The organism is Agromyces sp. NPDC057865, from assembly GCF_042796995.1.
GTDB lineage: Bacteria > Actinomycetota > Actinomycetes > Actinomycetales > Microbacteriaceae > Agromyces.
In genome coordinates this window covers 281,324-297,761 of record NZ_JBHVMJ010000002.1, presented here as the reverse complement: position 1 = coordinate 297,761, position 16,438 = coordinate 281,324, and the positions used below count along the sequence as shown (strand labels likewise).

17 protein-coding genes are annotated in these 16,438 nt (G+C 69.7%); 10 read left to right on the top strand and 7 right to left on the bottom strand.

The genetic code is table 11. The features are described 5' to 3' along the window. A complete protein-coding gene (locus ACFVN5_RS09030; RefSeq protein WP_376954684.1) occupies positions 1–927 on the top strand; it encodes a hypothetical protein in 927 nt (308 codons plus the stop codon). Positions 928–1,009: 82 nt separating this feature from the next. Further along, positions 1,010–1,438, top strand: coding sequence for a cupin domain-containing protein (locus ACFVN5_RS09025; RefSeq protein WP_376954683.1), 429 nt, complete (start codon positions 1,010–1,012; stop codon positions 1,436–1,438). A 124-nt stretch (positions 1,439–1,562) separates the two neighbouring features. Here the strand turns inward: ACFVN5_RS09025 and ACFVN5_RS09020 are convergent, their stop codons facing one another. Together ACFVN5_RS09020 and ACFVN5_RS09015 are read right to left on the bottom strand one after the other, a co-directional pair. Continuing rightward, positions 1,563–2,468 (bottom strand): alpha/beta fold hydrolase, encoded by a 906-nt coding sequence (locus ACFVN5_RS09020; protein WP_376954682.1) that lies wholly within the window; start codon positions 2,466–2,468, stop codon positions 1,563–1,565. Positions 2,469–2,484: 16 nt separating this feature from the next. Next, a complete protein-coding gene (locus tag ACFVN5_RS09015; protein ID WP_376954681.1) occupies positions 2,485–3,426 on the bottom strand; it encodes a patatin-like phospholipase family protein in 942 nt (313 codons plus the stop codon). A gap of 290 nt (positions 3,427–3,716) precedes the next feature. Between ACFVN5_RS09015 and ACFVN5_RS09010 the strand changes: the two genes are divergently transcribed. Continuing rightward, on the top strand, positions 3,717–4,586 hold the full coding sequence (locus ACFVN5_RS09010) for a GyrI-like domain-containing protein (RefSeq protein WP_376954680.1): 870 nt from the start codon (positions 3,717–3,719) through the stop codon (positions 4,584–4,586). A 40-nt stretch (positions 4,587–4,626) separates the two neighbouring features. Here the strand turns inward: ACFVN5_RS09010 and ACFVN5_RS09005 are convergent, their stop codons facing one another. Continuing rightward, on the bottom strand, positions 4,627–5,010 hold the full coding sequence (locus tag ACFVN5_RS09005; RefSeq protein ID WP_376954679.1) for a hypothetical protein: 384 nt from the start codon (positions 5,008–5,010) through the stop codon (positions 4,627–4,629). Between the two features lie 66 nt (positions 5,011–5,076). Between ACFVN5_RS09005 and ACFVN5_RS09000 the strand changes: the two genes are divergently transcribed. Beyond that, positions 5,077–5,841: an SDR family NAD(P)-dependent oxidoreductase gene (locus ACFVN5_RS09000; protein ID WP_376954678.1), complete on the top strand. Its 765-nt coding sequence runs from the start codon at positions 5,077–5,079 to the stop codon at positions 5,839–5,841. 79 nt (positions 5,842–5,920) lie between these two features. Here the strand turns inward: ACFVN5_RS09000 and dhaM are convergent, their stop codons facing one another. The 3 genes from dhaM to dhaK are packed head-to-tail and all read right to left on the bottom strand — an operon-like array spanning position 5,921 to position 8,307. Further along, entirely contained in the window at positions 5,921–6,643 is a 723-nt protein-coding gene (gene dhaM / locus ACFVN5_RS08995) for a dihydroxyacetone kinase phosphoryl donor subunit DhaM (protein WP_376954677.1), read from the bottom strand. Positions 6,644–6,645: 2 nt separating this feature from the next. Beyond that, a complete protein-coding gene (gene dhaL, locus ACFVN5_RS08990; protein WP_376954675.1) occupies positions 6,646–7,293 on the bottom strand; it encodes a dihydroxyacetone kinase subunit DhaL in 648 nt (215 codons plus the stop codon). A 12-nt stretch (positions 7,294–7,305) separates the two neighbouring features. Next, positions 7,306–8,307 (bottom strand): dihydroxyacetone kinase subunit DhaK, encoded by a 1,002-nt coding sequence (gene dhaK, locus ACFVN5_RS08985; protein ID WP_376955631.1) that lies wholly within the window; start codon positions 8,305–8,307, stop codon positions 7,306–7,308. Between the two features lie 231 nt (positions 8,308–8,538). Between dhaK and ACFVN5_RS08980 the strand changes: the two genes are divergently transcribed. Next, positions 8,539–9,321 (top strand): MIP/aquaporin family protein, encoded by a 783-nt coding sequence (locus ACFVN5_RS08980; protein WP_376954673.1) that lies wholly within the window; start codon positions 8,539–8,541, stop codon positions 9,319–9,321. Between the two features lie 123 nt (positions 9,322–9,444). Next, positions 9,445–10,965 carry a glycerol kinase GlpK gene (gene glpK, locus ACFVN5_RS08975; protein ID WP_376954672.1) on the top strand — a complete coding sequence of 507 codons (1,521 nt, stop codon included), beginning with the start codon at positions 9,445–9,447 and terminating at the stop codon, positions 10,963–10,965. Positions 10,966–11,022: 57 nt separating this feature from the next. On the opposite strand, the gene trpD is transcribed toward glpK, so the two are convergent. Continuing rightward, on the bottom strand, positions 11,023–12,075 hold the full coding sequence (gene trpD, locus ACFVN5_RS08970; RefSeq protein ID WP_376954671.1) for an anthranilate phosphoribosyltransferase: 1,053 nt from the start codon (positions 12,073–12,075) through the stop codon (positions 11,023–11,025). A 131-nt stretch (positions 12,076–12,206) separates the two neighbouring features. On the opposite strand from trpD, the gene ACFVN5_RS08965 reads away from it, so the two are divergent. Genes ACFVN5_RS08965 through ACFVN5_RS08950 form a run of 4 tightly spaced genes read left to right on the top strand, consistent with a single transcriptional unit; the run spans position 12,207 to position 16,412 of the window. Beyond that, positions 12,207–12,845, top strand: coding sequence for a heme-copper oxidase subunit III (locus ACFVN5_RS08965; RefSeq protein ID WP_376954669.1), 639 nt, complete (start codon positions 12,207–12,209; stop codon positions 12,843–12,845). A 49-nt stretch (positions 12,846–12,894) separates the two neighbouring features. After that, the gene (locus tag ACFVN5_RS08960; RefSeq protein ID WP_376954668.1) at positions 12,895–13,689 is read left to right on the top strand and encodes a c-type cytochrome; all 795 of its coding nucleotides are present in this window, start codon (positions 12,895–12,897) and stop codon (positions 13,687–13,689) included. Positions 13,690–13,728: 39 nt separating this feature from the next. Then, the gene (locus tag ACFVN5_RS08955) at positions 13,729–14,805 is read left to right on the top strand and encodes a Rieske 2Fe-2S domain-containing protein (protein WP_376954667.1); all 1,077 of its coding nucleotides are present in this window, start codon (positions 13,729–13,731) and stop codon (positions 14,803–14,805) included. Next, on the top strand, positions 14,802–16,412 hold the full coding sequence (locus tag ACFVN5_RS08950) for a cytochrome bc complex cytochrome b subunit (protein ID WP_376954665.1): 1,611 nt from the start codon (positions 14,802–14,804) through the stop codon (positions 16,410–16,412). Before ACFVN5_RS08955 ends, ACFVN5_RS08950 begins: the two co-directional genes overlap by 4 nt. The last annotated feature ends 26 nt before the right edge of the window (positions 16,413–16,438 follow it).

Below are 16,438 nucleotides of genomic sequence, written 5' to 3'. Positions count from 1 at the left end.
ATGCGGTGGCGTGGGGCGCTCCTCGCGGCGGTGGCCGCATCCGCGGCCGTGGTCGGGCTGACGGGCGCGGTCGCCGCAACGGGCGCGTCGATCCGCGTCACCCGTGGCGCCGTCGACGACGTCGTCAACGGCAACTGCTCACTGGTGGAGGCGGTCATCGCGGCGAACACCGACGCGCCGCGCGACGCGTGCCGGGCGGGTTCCGGCGCCGACACGCTGCAGGCACCCGGCCGCTTCGTGCTCGTCGACGTGCCCGCCGGCGCCACGAGCCGAACCGGTCTGCCGACCGTCACGAGCGCCCTCACCATCATCGATGCCACGATCACAAGGGCCCCGGATGCCCCGGCGTTCCGGATCCTCCAGGTGGTCGACGGGGGTGCGCTGACGCTCGTGAACGGCCGCATCAGCGGCGGGAGCGCCGTCGATTGTCCAGATGGAGGCGCAACCACCTGCGCCGGGGGCATCCTGAACCTCGGAACGTTGACGCTGGTCAACAGTCGGGTGTCCGAGAACACCGCGGCGGGGAGCGGGTCGATCGTCGGCGGGGCCGGGATCGTCAACGGCGGCACGGCGTCGCTCACCAACTCGACCGTGAGCGACAACGTCGCCAGGGGCGATACCGCGGCGGTCGGGGGCGGCATCACGAACAACACCGGGGCGAACCTGACGCTCGTGAACAGCGCGCTGCGCGGCAATTCGTCGCTCGGCCCGGCGGGAGGCGTCGCCGTGGGCGGCGGCCTCGCGAACTTCGGGACGGCGTCGCTCACGACCAGCAGGGTGGCGCGCAACATCGCGCGTGCCCCCGACGGAACCGCCGCCGGCGGCGGCATCTACCAGGAGAACGCGTCCACGACGCTTCGGCTGACGCGCGTGAGCGGGAACTCGCCGAACGACTGCCGGCCGGCCATCGAGTCGGTCTGCGGGTGAGGTTGACGCAGCATCCGTTCGGCAAACGCTTTCCCACCGGTCCGGAAAGAACAGGGGAGTCGGCGGCCCTATCGTGGGGAACGTGACGGATTACGAGGTCCTGGAGATCGGCGGGCTCGACGACTGGCGCTCGCACTACGGCGGATTCCGACCCGAGAGCTCACGTGACGGCCGACGCGTCGTGGATCACGAGCTCACGATGCAGTACATCGGGCTGACAGCGAATGCGCTCGAGCCCGGCGAGGAAGCCGGTTACTGGCACCGGCATGCGCGTGTCGAGGAACTGTACGTGTTCCTCGACGGGCGCGGCCAGATGGGCCTGGACGATGACGTGGTCGACGTCAGCGCAGGAACGCTCGTGCGGGTCGGACAGGGCGTCTGGCGCACGTGGCGCTGCGCGCCCGACGGCTCCGAGCAGCTGCGCTGGTTGTGCATCCGGGCCGGCGGCAGCGAGCTCCCGGACTTCCCGGACGACTCGGAGCGGGCCGTCGATCGGCCGATGCCGTGGTGAATCGACGGTGACTCCGCCATGCGCCGATAATGCACATTATGTCGGTTAGTCCTCACCATCGTCCCGTCGCCACAGCATCGTCTCGTCGCCGGAGACGGGTCGAGAGCGTGGAGAACCGTTTCCGTCAGCTCCCCGCGTCGCCGCTGCCGGCCACGGCGCGTTCGATGACGTCGACCACGTCCTGCGGGTTGGTCTGCATGACCAGGTGCGGCGCCTCGAGCTCGGTGACATCGGCGATGCCGGCGCGCGTGTAGCCGAAACGTTCGACGTCGGGGTTGATGGTGTGGTCCGACGCCGAGACGATCCCCCACGCCGGCTTCGTCTTCCATGCGGCCGCCGGCGCCGCTTCTTCGAACACGGAAGCAGCCAGCGGGCGTTGTGAGACGGCGAGGACTTCGCTGACGCGCGGGTCGAGGCCCGCGGCGAAGATCTGCGGGAACGCGTCGATCTTCACGGAGACGTCGGAGCCGTCCTCCTGGCCAGGGATGGGGAACGGTGTGAAGACGAGGTTCGCGATGAGTTCCGAGTCGGGGAAGCCGCCTTGCAGCTTCGAGATGGTTTCGCCGGCATCCAGGGCGTAACCGGAGACGTAGACGAGTCCGACGACGTTGGCGGCCTCGCCGGCGATCGTGATCACCGCGCCGCCGTAGGAGTGGCCTGCGAGGAGGACCGGGCCTTCGATGTGCTCGACGAGAGCTCGGAGGGACGCGGCGTCGGCGACGAGGCTTCGCATGTAGAGCGGGGCTGCGATGACGGTGTGGCCCCGATCGAGCAGCAGGCGGGTGACCGGTGCCCAACTGGCGGCGTCGGCAAAGGCTCCGTGGACGAGGACGATGGTCGGGGTCGGCATGGCATCTTCTCCTATAACGTTGGAAGTGCTTGGCAGGTTAGGCCCCGCGCACCCTGGGCGGCAAGCGAATTCCGCGTGAACGGCCGTCCCCGCGAGGACGGCGTTGTGAACGAGGCCGACCGGAGCCGGATCGCGCGGCCGACCTCGCAGGTGTCTCCCCCACGCGGACGCACGACCCATGGGCTCCGCTGGCGCGTCAGCTCCAGAACTCGGCGATCTGCGCGGCGAGCGCTCGACCCTGGTCGTAGCCGGCTCGACCCGCAGGCGGCCGCAGCGACGGATCCATCGCATTCGCACCGAACAGGTGTTCGAATCCGCTGCCGGGGAAGATCGCTTCCACGCCACTCCCCCGTGCCCGCAGTCGGTCGAGTTGCGTCGCGAGATGCGTGCCCCACGACGCCGGCACCAGTGACCTGCCGCCGAACGGCGACAGCACGAGCACCCGCGCGTATCCGGCTGCCAGGTCGGCGTTCTCCGCGTTCGTGCGGTAACCCCCGTCGATGTACGCGCGACCACCGATCCGGTAGGCAGCGCCGCTGGAGCAACTGGCGGCCACGGCGTCCACGAGGTCGACGCCGCTCTCGCGGTCGAACGCGACCGGTTCACCGGTCTCGGCGTCCACGGCGGTGATGAGGATGCGGCGTCGTGGCCACTCCGGACTCGGCAGCCGCGACGCGACGGTGGCGCGCCACTGCGACTGCCGGGAGCCGCCCGATGCCGCCTCCAGTTCGAGCGCCCTCGCGCCGACCTTGCGGCGCAGGTCGGCCTGGTCCTCGGCGGAGGCGATGAGCGCACGCATGCGATCGAGGTGGTCCGTCACCGACCCGACCGAGCCACGCGGCTGAGGAGGCCGACCTCGGCCGGTGTCGAGCAGGGGCTCGGCGGTGAGGATGGCGGCGAAGAGCTCGGTCGGCGTCGCGCCGGCCACCTGCGCCGCGGCCGTCGATCCGGCCGAGGTCCCGATCGTCAGGTCGGCGTCGGTCACGTCGACGCCGGCCTCGAACAGGCCGGCGAGGACGCCGATCAGCCAGGCATTGCCGGTCGATCCGCCGCCGCCGAGGACCAGGGCGGTGCGGGTGGGGTGCGCGGAGACGTCATCGGAAGTCGGCTCCGCGTGGCGCTGAGAAGAAGGAGTCATGGTCGTCGCTTTCGGGGAGAGCAGTGCGGCGCTCCCCGCGACGGCTGCGTCAGTCGCGCGATCGTGAACTCGAAGGAGCGCCCGGAATGGACGTTGCGTGCATCGGGCTCACCTCCTCGACTCGTGTCACGTTCCCGTGAAGCCTACCGGGCGCGGGCCGGCATGGCGACGGTCGACAGCAGGTCCGGGATCTTCCGCGCGCACGCTCTCTGGGGCACGATCGAATCGGACCGCGATCATCGGGTGCAGGCCCGCGCGCTCCGGCAGGCTGGGTGCTCGAAGGAGGAACCGTGATCGCGATCCTCAACCGCGTCGTCGACGTCGTCGAGGACCACCTGACCGACGACCTCGACGTCGCAGGCCTGGCGAGCAGTTTGGGCACCACGGAGTACCATGTCCGGCGGATGTTCTCGTCGCTCGCCGGGATGCCACTCTCCGAATACGTCCGGCGGCGCCGCATGACGGTCGCCGCTGCCGACGTGCTCGGCGGCGGCGACCTGCTGGGCATCGCGGTCCGCTATGGCTATGGCTCGACCGAGGCGTTCGGTCGGGCGTTCCGGGCGGTGCACGGCGTCAGCCCAGCCGATGTGCGCCGAGACGGCGGTCCCCTTCGTACGCAACCGCAGCTCAGGTTCCGCCTGACCGTCGAAGGGAACACCCCCATGGACACCCGCATCACGGACCGACCGTCGTTTCGCCTCGTCGGTCACGCCGCCCGAGTGCCGCTCATCCACCACGGCGCCAATTCGCACATCCAGGCGCACATCGCCGCCCTGCCCGCCGCTGAGCACGCCCGACTGAAGGAGCTGAGCGACACGGAACCGGCGGGACTACTGCAAGTGAGCGACGACGTCGACCCCGATTACACCGAGGGCACCGAACTGACGTACCTCCATGGGGTCGCCCTCAACGCGGAGACGCCCGTGCCCGACCATCTTGACGCGATCGAGGTTCCGGCGGGCACCTGGGCGGTGTTCCGCACCGCGGGACCCTATCCGGCCGCGCTGCAGGCGACCTGGGCGGCGACGGCGAGCGACTGGTTCCCGTCCAATCCCTGGCGGCTGCGCGAAGGACCATCGATGGTCGCAGTGCTCGAGCGCTCCCCCGACTTCAGCACGGCGACGTGCGAGTTGTGGCTGCCGGTCGAGCGCGCGGAGTAGGCCGAGCCCGCCGCATGCGGGCCCTCCCGCAGCATCCGGCCTACGCGCGCTCGGCCTCGGCCTCTTCGCGCGCCTCGCGCTCCGCCTCTTCGCGGGCCTGCCGTTCCTCGTACTTCTCGAGCCGCCGCCCGGTCGCGGGCATGCCGAACTCGTTGAGCGGTCCGTTGGCGAGCGGCTCGGGCAGCCGCTCGTCGGTCGGGCACTCCATGATGACGTTGCCGTTCGTCTCCTCGAACGCATGCGAGGAGATCGGCTGTCCGCACACCGGGCACGGACGCGAGCGCAGCTCCTGCTCGTCGACCGGCGGCGAGTCGTCGACGAGCGGTGTCGTCGTGAAGATGGGCTCGAGCGCATTGTCGACCCGGACGAAGAATCTGGAGAAGGCGTTGCCGTCGCCTGAGCGAGCCGCCGCGTCGCGTGTCATGGGCCCGATGGTACGCCCGCTCCCCCGAGGCACGCCAGCATCCGCGCCGCCTCGTAGGGTGGTGGCATGCAGACGGATGCCGCGAACCGACCGGTCACGATCGTCACTGGCGGGAGCCGCGGCATCGGCGCCGCCATCGCCGAACGGCTCGCCGCCGACGGCCACGACCTCGTCCTCACGTACCGGGAGCGCGCAGACGAGGCCGAGGCGGTGCAGCGCGCCTGCGAGGCATCCGGTGCCAGTGTCCTACTGCACCAGGTCGACCTCGCCGACCTGGATGCCGCGGCCGGCGTGGTGCCCGCGGCCGTCGAGCACTTCGGAACGGTGACCGGCCTCGTCAACAACGCCGGCATCACCGGCCGCATCGGCGGCTTCCTCGACGGGTCGATCGACGAGTCCGAGCTGGTCTTCCGGATCAACGTGCTCGCCCCGATCGTGCTGACCCGCGCGGCGATCGCCCACATGGCGACCGACCGCGGCGGCGCGGGCGGCTCGATCGTCAACATCTCCTCGGGCGCCGCGACCACGGGTGCACCGAACACCTACATCCCCTACTCCATGAGCAAGGCCGCGCTCAACGCGCTCACGACCGGTGCGTCGAAGGAGTTCGGCCCGGTCGGCGTGCGCGTCAACACCGTCTCCCCCGGCACCACGCGAACCGAGATCCATGCGGCGGCCGGTCGTCCGGACGCGCCCGACGAACGTGCGCCCGGCATCCCGATGCGCCGCCCCGGCGAGGTCCACGAAGTCGCGGGCGCAGTCGCCTACCTGCTGTCGCCGGACGCCTCGTACACCTCCGGCGCCGACATCCGGGTCGCCGGCGGCAACTAGGCGACCGGCAACGAACCGAACATACGAGAACGTCCGTTCTCTTTTTGGGGAGAGTCCCCTCCCCTGCGGGACGGACGCGTCAGGCCTCGCCGAATCCCGACTCGGCCAGCGCCGCGATCGCGTCGACCGCCGCACCGCCCTCGGGATCGTCGCTCGCGATCTCGACCGTCGCGCCTTTCGTGAGCCCGAGCGACATGATGCTGAGCAGGCTCTTCGCGTCGGTCCCGTTGACCGTGACCTTCGGCCCGAACGTGCTCGCGAGCTTCACGAGCTCGGCCGCCGGGCGGGCGTGCAGGCCGTCGGCGTTCACGAGCGTCACCGTGCGCGAGTGGGCGTGAGCGGATGCCGCGGGCGAGGCCGCACTCGCCGACGGCTCCGGCGCGACGTCGACAGCCGCCAGCTCGGCGCCGGCGCCGCGCGCCGACTCCGCCGCGCTCACCACTTGGGCGAGGTCGTCACCCGACTCCGCAGCCACCGCCGCGGCGACCCCGCCTTCCACGAGCGGCGCATCCACGATGCGCACGCGCTCGCGCGTCTCGTCGTCGAGGAAGTCGAGCGCCGTCTCGGTCGTGAGGATCGCCGAGCCGAGATCGCACAGCACCACGACGCCGGCGCCCGAGTCCGCCTCGGCGATGCCGGAGCTCACCAGGTCGAAGCTCGTGCCGATGCGGCCGTCGTCGGTGCCGCCGGCGGCCACGAGGGCCGCCGACGGCGCCATCTGACGGGCGAGTTCCACGAGGCCCTCCGCGATGCGCGCGGAGTGCGAGACGAAGACGACGCCGACCTTTCCCGGGGTCGCCACCCTCACGCCCCCGCAGATGCCGACGCCGTGTCCGCCGCGGCCTGCAGGAGCAGGGCGGTCGACTCGGCGCCCGGATCGCGGTGTCCGGCCGAGCGCTCGCCGAGGTAGCTCGCACGGCCCTTGCGGGCGACGAGCGGCTCGGTGGCGACGGCGCCCTCGCGCGCGGCGGCGGCCGCAGCGGCGAGGACCTCCGCGGCATCCGCACCGCTCGCCGCGGCCGCATCTGCGGCGTCCACCGCAGGCGTCCAGGCGTCGACCATCGTCTTGTCGCCCGACTCCGCCTTGCCGCGCATCACGATGCCGTCGCGCGCCGCCGTCAGCACGGCGGCGATGGCCGGACCGTCGAGCGACGTCTCGGACCCCGCGGCCACGGCGCCCTTGAGGTAGGCGGTGCCGTACAGCGGACCCGCCGCGCCGCCCACCGTCGAGATGAGCGTGGTCGCCACGAGCTTCAGGACATCGCCCGGGGTGGACCCGGCCGGCAGGTCGTCGAGCTTCGGGAGCACGGCCTGGAAGCCGCGATCCATGTTCTCGCCGTGATCGCCGTCCCCGATCTCGCGGTCGAGCGTGATGAGCTCGACGCGGTGCTCGGAGATCACGTCAGCGCTTCGCCTGACCCAGTCCACCGCCCAGGTGATGTCCAGACCCACGGATGCCTCCTTCTATCGTCCCCACCGGAGCGCAGCCGTCTGCACGGGCGCATCCCACAGTTCGATCATCTCGTCATCGAGCTTCAGGAGCGTGATCGACATCCCCTGCATCTCGAGCGACGTGATGTAGTTGCCGACGAGCGACCGGGCGATGGTGATGTCGCGCTCGGCGAGCACCTCCGCCGCACGGCGGTACGCGAGGTACAGCTCGATGAGCGGCGTGCCGCCCATGCCGTTGACGAACAGCAGGACGCGGTCGCCACCGGAGTACGGCAGGTCCTCGAGGACGGGCTCGAGGAGGCGATCGACGAGGCGGTCGGCCGGTTCGAGCTTGATGCGCTCGCGACCCGGCTCGCCGTGGATGCCGATGCCGATCTCGATCTCGTCCTCGGCGAGCGTGAAGCTCGGCTCGCCGGCGTGCGGCACGATGCAGGGCGTGAGCGCGAGGCCCATCGACCGCGCGTTGGCGTTGACGCGTTCGGCGAGGTCGGCGACCTCGTCGAGCGAGTCGCCGCGCTCGGCGGCCGCGCCCGCGATCTTCTCCACCAGCACGGTGCCGGCCACCCCGCGGCGGCCCGCCGTGTAGAGGCTGTCCTTCACGGCCACGTCGTCGTTCGTGACGACCGCCCGCACGGTGATCCCGTCGGCGGCCGCCAGGTCGGCCGCGGTCTCGAAGTTGAGCACGTCGCCCGTGTAGTTCTTCACGATGTGCAGCACGCCCGCACCGCCGTCGACCGCCTTGGTGGCGGCGAGGATCGGGTCGGGGGTGGGCGAGGTGAAGACCGCACCGGGCACCGCGGCATCCAGCATGCCGAAGCCCACGTAGCCGGCGTGGAGCGGCTCGTGTCCGCTGCCGCCGCCGCTGACGATGCCGACCTTGCCGGCGATCGGGGCGTCAGCCCGCACGACATGGATCGGATCCATCTCGACGCGGACGATGTCGGCGTGGGCCAGGCCGAATCCGGCGACCGATTCGTCGACGACGCGCTTCGGATCGTTGATGATCTTCTTCACGGGCATCCCTTCACCATGGCTGCCGGACACCGCGCGACCATGCATCGGCGCCGTCGCAGCACTCCCCCATGAACCTACGCCCCAAGCGGCGCGCGAGGTAAGGGCATCGGGCAAATCGGAGGGCACTCTCCTCGAAATCCGATTCGCCCATTCCCCGCACCGAACGGCCTGAGTATCGTGGGCAGTGTTCCGCCCCTGGGCGACGCCCTGCGGGCCAAGCGAAAAGGATGGATGGTCGACGTGGACAATCTCGGAATATTGTTCCTCTCGGAACTCGTGGGGACCGCGATGCTGGTACTCCTCGGTTGCGGTGTCGTCGCCAACGTCGCCCTTGCGAAGACGAAGGGCTTCAACGGCGGATTCCTCATGGTGACCTTCGGCTGGGGCTTCGCGGTCTTCGCCGCCGTCATCGTCGCCTATGCATCGGGCGCGCACATCAACCCCGCCGTCACCCTCGGTCTCGTCGCGAACGGCGCCACGGAGTTCGGCAACGCCGGCCTCGGCCTCACCGTTCCGGTGAACTTCGTCTCGGTGATCGCGTACATCGGCGCGCAGCTGCTGGGCGCGATCCTCGGCGCGATCATCGTGTGGCTCGCCTACAAGCAGCACTTCGACGAGGAGCCCGACCCGGCGCCGAAGCTCGGCACCTTCTCGACGGGCCCCGGCATCCGCAACTACGCCTGGAACCTCATCACCGAGATCATCGGCACCTTCGTGCTGGTGTTCGTGGTCATCGGCTTCGGGCGTCAGGGCGACGCCTCCGGCCTCGCCTCCCTCGGCGCGCTGCCCGTCGCCCTCCTCGTGGTCGGCATCGGCGTGTCGCTCGGTGGTCCCACGGGCTACGCGATCAACCCGGCCCGTGACCTCGGCCCGCGCATCGCGCACGCCTTCCTCCCGATCAAGGGCAAGGGCGGCAGCGACTGGTCCTACTCGTGGGTCCCGGTCGTCGGTCCGATCATCGGCGGTGTCCTCGCCGGCTGGGCCGCGCTCCTGCTCCTTCCGGTCATCACCTGACCATCCTGCGGGACCGGCCCTGACGGGTCGGTCCCGCTTCCGTTTCCCCCGGCACGCGCCGACGCGCGTGCACCCCCGCCGACGCGGACGCCGGTGGGACATCCGCAACATTGAGAGGAAGTCATGGCTGACTACGTCCTGGCCATCGACCAGGGAACAACGAGCACACGCGCGATCGTCTTCGACAAGAAGGGCTCGATCGTGTCGACGGGACAGCTCGAGCACGAGCAGATCTTCCCGAGGCCGGGCTGGGTCGAGCACGACCCCATGGAGATCTGGCGCAACACCGGCGAGGTGATCGGCCAGGCCCTCGGCAAGAAGCAGCTCACCCGACACGACATCGCCGCGATCGGCATCACCAACCAGCGCGAGACCGCGGTGGTGTGGGACAAGAACACGGGCGAGCCCGTCTACAACGCGATCGTCTGGCAGGACACCCGCACGCAGCCGATCGTCGACCGCCTCGCGGCCGACGGCGGCGTCGAGCGGTTCAAGGACAAGGTCGGCCTGCCGCTGGCGACGTACTTCTCAGGCACCAAGATCGTCTGGATCCTCGAGAACGTCGAGGGCGCCCGTGAGAAAGCGGAGGCGGGAGACCTGATCTTCGGCAACACCGACACGTGGGTGCTGTGGAACCTCACGGGCGGCGTCGACGGCGGTGTGCATGCGACGGATGTCACGAACGCGAGCCGCACGATGTTCATGGACCTCGAGACCCTCCAGTGGGACGACGACATCCTCGCGGCGTTCAACGTTCCGAAGTCGATGCTCCCCGAGATCAAGCCCTCGTCGGGCGTGTTCGGTACGGCCCACGGGTCGAGCCTGCTCCGCGAGGTCCCGATCGCCGGCGACCTCGGCGATCAGCAGGCCGCGACGTTCGGCCAGGCCGCCTTCGATCCCGGCGAGTCCAAGAACACCTACGGCACGGGCAACTTCCTCATCTTCAACACGGGCACGGACATCGTGCACTCGAAGAACGGGCTGCTCACGACCCTCGGGTACAAGATCGGCGACGAGGCGCCGCACTACGCGCTCGAGGGCTCGATCGCGGTCACCGGTTCGCTGATCCAGTGGCTGCGCGACAACCTCGGGCTGATCTCGAGCGCCCCCGAGGTCGAGGAGCTCGCGAAGTCGGTCGAGGACAACGGCGGCGCGTACTTCGTGCCGGCGTTCTCGGGCCTGTTCGCGCCGTACTGGCGTGCGGATGCGCGCGGTGCCCTCGTGGGCCTCACGCGCTACGTGAACAAGGGCCACATCGCCCGTGCCGCCCTCGAGGCGACGGCGTTCCAGACGCGCGAGGTGCTCGACGCCGTCAACGCCGACTCGGGGGTCGAGCTCACCGAGCTCAAGGTCGACGGCGGCATGATCGCGAACAACACGCTCATGCAGTTCCAGGCCGACATCCTCGGCGTGCCGGTCGTCCGGCCGGTCGTCGCGGAGACCACGGCGCTCGGCGCGGCCTATGCGGCGGGCCTCGCGGTCGGCTTCTGGTCGGGCCTCGACGACCTCCGCGCCAACTGGCAGGAGGACCAGCGCTGGGAGCCCAAGATGGACGAGGCCGAGCGCGAGCGCCAGCTGCGCCTGTGGAAGAAGGCCGTCTCGAAGACCTTCGACTGGGTCGACGAGGACGTCTCGCACGAGTGATCCGAACGGCGAACGGCCCCGCGGATGCCGCGGGGCCGTTCGCATGCGCAGAGGCGATCAGGCCTTGGTGGCGGCGATCCACTCCTCGAGCTTGCGGGCGGCCGCCCCCCTGTCGATGGCCTCCTCGGCGACCGCCATCTTGTCGCGGAACCGGTCGAGGATCGCGCGCTGGAACTGGCTCGGGTCCTTCGCGAGCTCGAACGACACGAGCCCGGCCGCCGCGTTGAGCACGACGATGTCGCGCACGGGGCCGCGATCGCCCGCGAGCACGCGGTGCACGATCTCGGCGTTGTGGGCGGCGTCGCCGCCGACCAGGTCGTCGATCCTCGCGCGCGGGATGCCGAGCTCGCGCGGGTCGAGGTCGTGCTCCTTGACCGTGCCGCGGGACACCTCCCAGACGTGGCTGTGACCGGTCGTCGTGAGCTCGTCGAGCCCGTCGTCGCCGCGGAACACCAGCGCCGTCGCGCCGCGCGTCTGGAACACGCCGACGATGAGGGGCACGCGGTCGAGGTGGGCGACGCCGACCGCCGACGCCTCGGGCCGGGCCGGGTTGCAGAGCGGTCCGAGGAAGTTGAAGACCGTCGGCACGCCGAGCTGCGAGCGGACGGGCCCCGCGTGCTTGAAGCCGGGGTGGAACGCACCGGCGAACGCGAACGTGATGCCCGCCTCGTCGAGCACCTGCGCCACGCGGTCGGCGGGCAGGCCGAGGTCGAGCCCGAGCGCGGCCAGCACGTCGGAGGAGCCCGACGACGAGCTCGCCGCGCGGTTGCCGTGCTTGATGACGGGCACGCCGGATGCCGCGGCGATCACCGAGGCCATGGTCGACACGTTCACCGTGCCGAAGCGGTCGCCCCCGGTGCCCACGATGTCGAGCGCCATCGGGTCGACGTCCAGCGGCACCGCGTGCTCGAGGACGGCGTCGCGGAAGCCCACGATCTCGTCGACGGTCTCCCCCTTGACCCGCAGCGCGATGAGGAATCCGGCCAGCTGCGCGTCGGTCGCGGTGCCCGTCATGACCTGCTCCATGCACCACGCGGCATCCGAGACGCTGAGGTCCTCACCGTCCAGGAGCGTGGAGATGACGGCGGGCCAATTCTGTCGCTCGGGCATGCACCGATCCTAGCGACGGGGATTCAGGGCGGATTCGCGGCGGACACACACCGCAACTGAGGGTCGCCTAACCCGAAAGCACCGACACGACTCCCCCGGATGACGAAAACTCAGCCCCGATTTCAGCCATAATGGGGAGCGTGACGAGCACCTCAATCACTTATCAGGCGAGCGCGCCCGTGATCAAGCGACCGAACACCGTTGCGGTGGGCACGATCGTCTGGCTCGGCAGCGAGGTCATGTTCTTCGCGGGCCTCTTCGCGATCTACTTCACGCTGCGGTCGACGTCGCCCGAGCTGTGGGAGTTCGAGGCGAATCGACTGAACTTCCCGTTCTCGCTGACGAACACCATCATCCTCGTGCTCTCGTCGTTCACCTGCCAGTTCGGCGTGTTCGCGGCCGAGCGGCTGCAGCCCTACGCCACCGGGTGGAAGCCGTCGCAGTGGGGCATGGTCGAGTGGTTCTTCCTCACCTACGCCATGGGCGCGATCTTCGTCGCGGGTCAGATCTGGGAGTACGCCACGCTGGTCTCCGAGGGCATCGCCCTCGACTCCAACGCGTACGGCTCGGCCTTCTACCTCACGACGGGCTTCCACGGCCTCCACGTCACGGGCGGCCTCATCGCGTTCCTGCTCGTCATCGGCCGCGTGTTCGCGGTGAAGAACTTCGGCCACCGCGAAGCGACCAGCGCCATCGTCGTCTCGTACTACTGGCACTTCGTCGACGTCGTCTGGATCGGCCTGTTCCTCGTCATCTACGTCCTCAAATAGTCGCCAGCTGGAGCGCCCGAACCGCATGACCGCCAACAGGAAGAAACTGATGAACCGCTCGAAGCGACGCACCGGCCGCCGGCACCCGCTCGCCACCGTCGCGCTCCTCGCGCTCGGCCTCGTCTTCACGGGCGGCGCGTACGCCGCCCTGAGCACCGGCACCGCGGCGCAGGCCGAGAGCGAGCCCACGTCGCAGGAGACGATCGAGCAGGGCAAGAAGCTCTTCCAGGCGAACTGCGCAACCTGCCACGGCCTCGAGGCCCAGGGCACCGGCACGGGTCCGAGCCTCATCGGCGTCGGCGCCGCGGCGGTCGACTTCCAGGTCGGCACGGGCCGCATGCCCATGCAGATGCAGGGTCCCCAGGCGCAGCAGAAGCCGCCGCAGTTCACCGACGAGCAGGTCAAGCAGCTGGCGTACTACGTCGCCTCCCTCGGCCCCGGCCCCGACATCCCCGCCGACCACCTCGTCAACGGCGGCGGCGACGCCGCGAACGGCGCCGAGCTGTTCCGCATCAACTGCGCCATGTGCCACAACGTGGCCGGCGCCGGCGGCGCGCTCACCGAGGGCAAGTTCGCTCCCCCGCTCACCGACGTCTCGGGCGTGCACATCTACGAGGCCATGGTCACGGGCCCGCAGAACATGCCGGTGTTCAACGACCTGAACATCTCGCCTGAAGACAAGCGCGACATCATCACGTACCTCAAGTACGTCCAGGACAACCGCTCGCCCGGCGGTTTCGAGCTCGGCTCGCTCGGGCCGGTTGCAGAGGGCCTGTTCATCTGGATCTTCGGTCTCGGCGCCATCGTCGCGATCACCGTGTGGATCACGGCGAAGTCCAACTAGCACACGCCCCCGGCACCGAAGCAGCTAAGAAGGAGAACCATGGCACAGGACGACCACAGCGGCACTGACGTCGCCGCCGTCGACTCGTCGCACGCCGAGCACGACCTCGCCGTCTCGCCGGGCACCGCGATCATCGCGACCGACACGTTCGAGAACCCCGGCTTCCCGGCGCATCGCCCCCGCGTCGTCGACGAGGAGCCGAAGCGCGCCAAGCGCGCCCAGCGCACCGTCTACACGCTCTTCTACCTCTCGATCCTCGGCAGCGTCTGGGCGATCGCCGCGTACATGCTGTTCCCGATCGAGTCCAACGACGTCGGCATGGTCCGGCTGAACAACATGTTCGTCGGGCTCGGAGCGACGCTCGCACTGCTCGGCATCGGCTTCGGCGTCGTGCACTGGGGCAAGTCGGTCATGTCCGAGGTGGAGCTCGCCGACGAACGCCACCCGATCGGCGGCTCCCCCGAGACGCAGGCCGCCGCCGCGAAGGTGTTCTCCGATTCCGATCAGGAGTCCGGCTTCTCCCGCCGCGCCGTCATCCGCAACAGCCTCATCGGCGCGCTCCTCGTGTTCCCGCTGCCCGCCGTCGTGCTGTTCCGCGGATTCGCCCCGCAGGACCAGCTGCCCGTCGAGCTGCTCAGCCACACCATGTGGGCCAAGGGCACGCGCCTCACGCTCGACCCGTCGGGCGTGCCGATCAAGGCTGCCGACGTCACCATCGGCAGCGCGTTCCACGTCATCCCCGAGGGCCTCGCCGAGCTCGAGCACGGCCGGCTCGAGGAGAAGGCCAAGGCCGCCGTCCTCCTCATGCGCCTCGAGCCCAGCGAGCTCAACCAGGCGCCCGACCGCGAGTCGTGGTCGTACGACGGCATCGTCGCCTACTCGAAGATCTGCACCCACGTCGGATGCCCCGTGGCCCTCTACGAGCAGCACACCCACCACCTGCTCTGCCCCTGCCACCAGTCGCAGTTCGACGTGGCGAACCACTGCGAGGTCATCTTCGGCCCGGCCAAGCGCCCGCTGCCGCAGTTGCCCATCGCCGTCGACGACGAGGGCTACCTCGTGGCGCAGAGCGACTTCACCGAACCCGTCGGCCCGAGCTTCTGGGAGCGCAGTTGAGCACCGTCACTTCCCCCAACGGCACGCAGAAGCGGTCGTTCACGGCCGCCGCATCCGTCTACGTCAACGAGCGCACGAGCCTCGCGGGCTTCGTCAAGGAGCTCGGCCGCAAGGCCTTCCCCGACCACTGGTCGTTCCTGCTCGGCGAGATCGCGCTGTTCAGCTTCGTCGTCGTGCTCATCTCGGGCACGTTCCTGACGTTCTTCTTCCAGGCCTCGATGGCCGAGGTCCACTACGACGGCTCGTACGTACCCCTCAAGGGCGTCGAGATGTCGGTGGCCATGGCCTCGACGCTCGACATCTCGTTCGACATCCGCGGCGGCCTGTTCGTGCGTCAGATGCACCACTGGGCGGCGCTGCTCTTCGTGGCGGCCATCGGCCTGCACATGCTCCGCATCTTCTTCACGGGTGCGTTCCGCAAGCCGCGCGAGTTCAACTGGATCATCGGCTTCACCCTCTTCATCCTCGCGATGGGTGAGGGCTTCACCGGCTACTCGCTCCCCGACGACCTCCTCTCGGGCAACGGCCTCCGCATCATCGACGGCCTGATCAAGGGCATCCCGATCATCGGCACCTGGACCTCGTTCCTGCTCTTCGGCGGCGAGTTCCCAGGCACCGCGATCGTCGGCCGCTTGTACACGCTGCACATCCTGCTGCTGCCGGCGCTCGTCGTCGCGCTCATCGCGATCCACCTCGTGCTGGTGGTCGTGCACAAGCACACGCAGTACGCCGGGCCCGGCAAGACCGAGCGCAACGCGGTCGGTCCGCCCATCCTCCCGATCTACGCGGCCAAGGCCGGCGGCTTCATGTTCATCATCTGGGGCGTGATCGCGCTCATCGCCTCGATGTTCACGATCAACCCGATCTGGAACTACGGACCCTACGACCCGTCCCCGGTGTCGGCGGGCACGCAGCCCGACTGGTACATCGGCTTCGCCGACGGCGCGCTGCGCCTGATCCCGCCCGGCTGGGAGTTCGTGTGGCTCGACCGCACCTGGTCGTTCAACATCCTCGTGCCGCTGATCGCGATCGGCATCTTCATCCTGCTCGTCGTCGCGTACCCGTTCATCGAGGCGTGGGTCACCGGCGACAAGCGCGAACACCACATCGCCGACCGTCCGCGCAACGCGCCCACCCGCACCGCGATCGGCGCCGCCGGCGTCACGTTCTACGCGAGCCTCTGGGCCGCGGCGAGCTCCGACATCCTGGCGACGCACTTCTCGCTGACCATGGAGGGCGTCATCCACGCCCTCCAGTTCACGACGATCGTCGGCCCGTTCATCGCCTACTTCATCGCGAAGCGCGTCTGCATCGCGCTGCAGAAGAAGGATCGCGAGATCGTGCTGCACGGCTACGAGTCGGGCCGCATCGTCAAGCTGCCCGGTGGCGAGTTCATCGAGGTCCACCAGCCGCTCGACGAGTACGACCGCTGGCGCCTCGTGAGCTTCACGACGTACGAGCCGCTGATGATCCGCCCGAACTCGCGCGGCAAGATCACCGTCGGCCAGCGCGTCCGGGCCGGCCTGTCGCGCTGGTTCTTCGAGGACCGCATCGCGCCGGTTACGAAGGGCGAGCTCGAGGCGGCGCACCACTCGTCGCACCACTGAGCCGACCGCTCTCCCGATCGGGCACC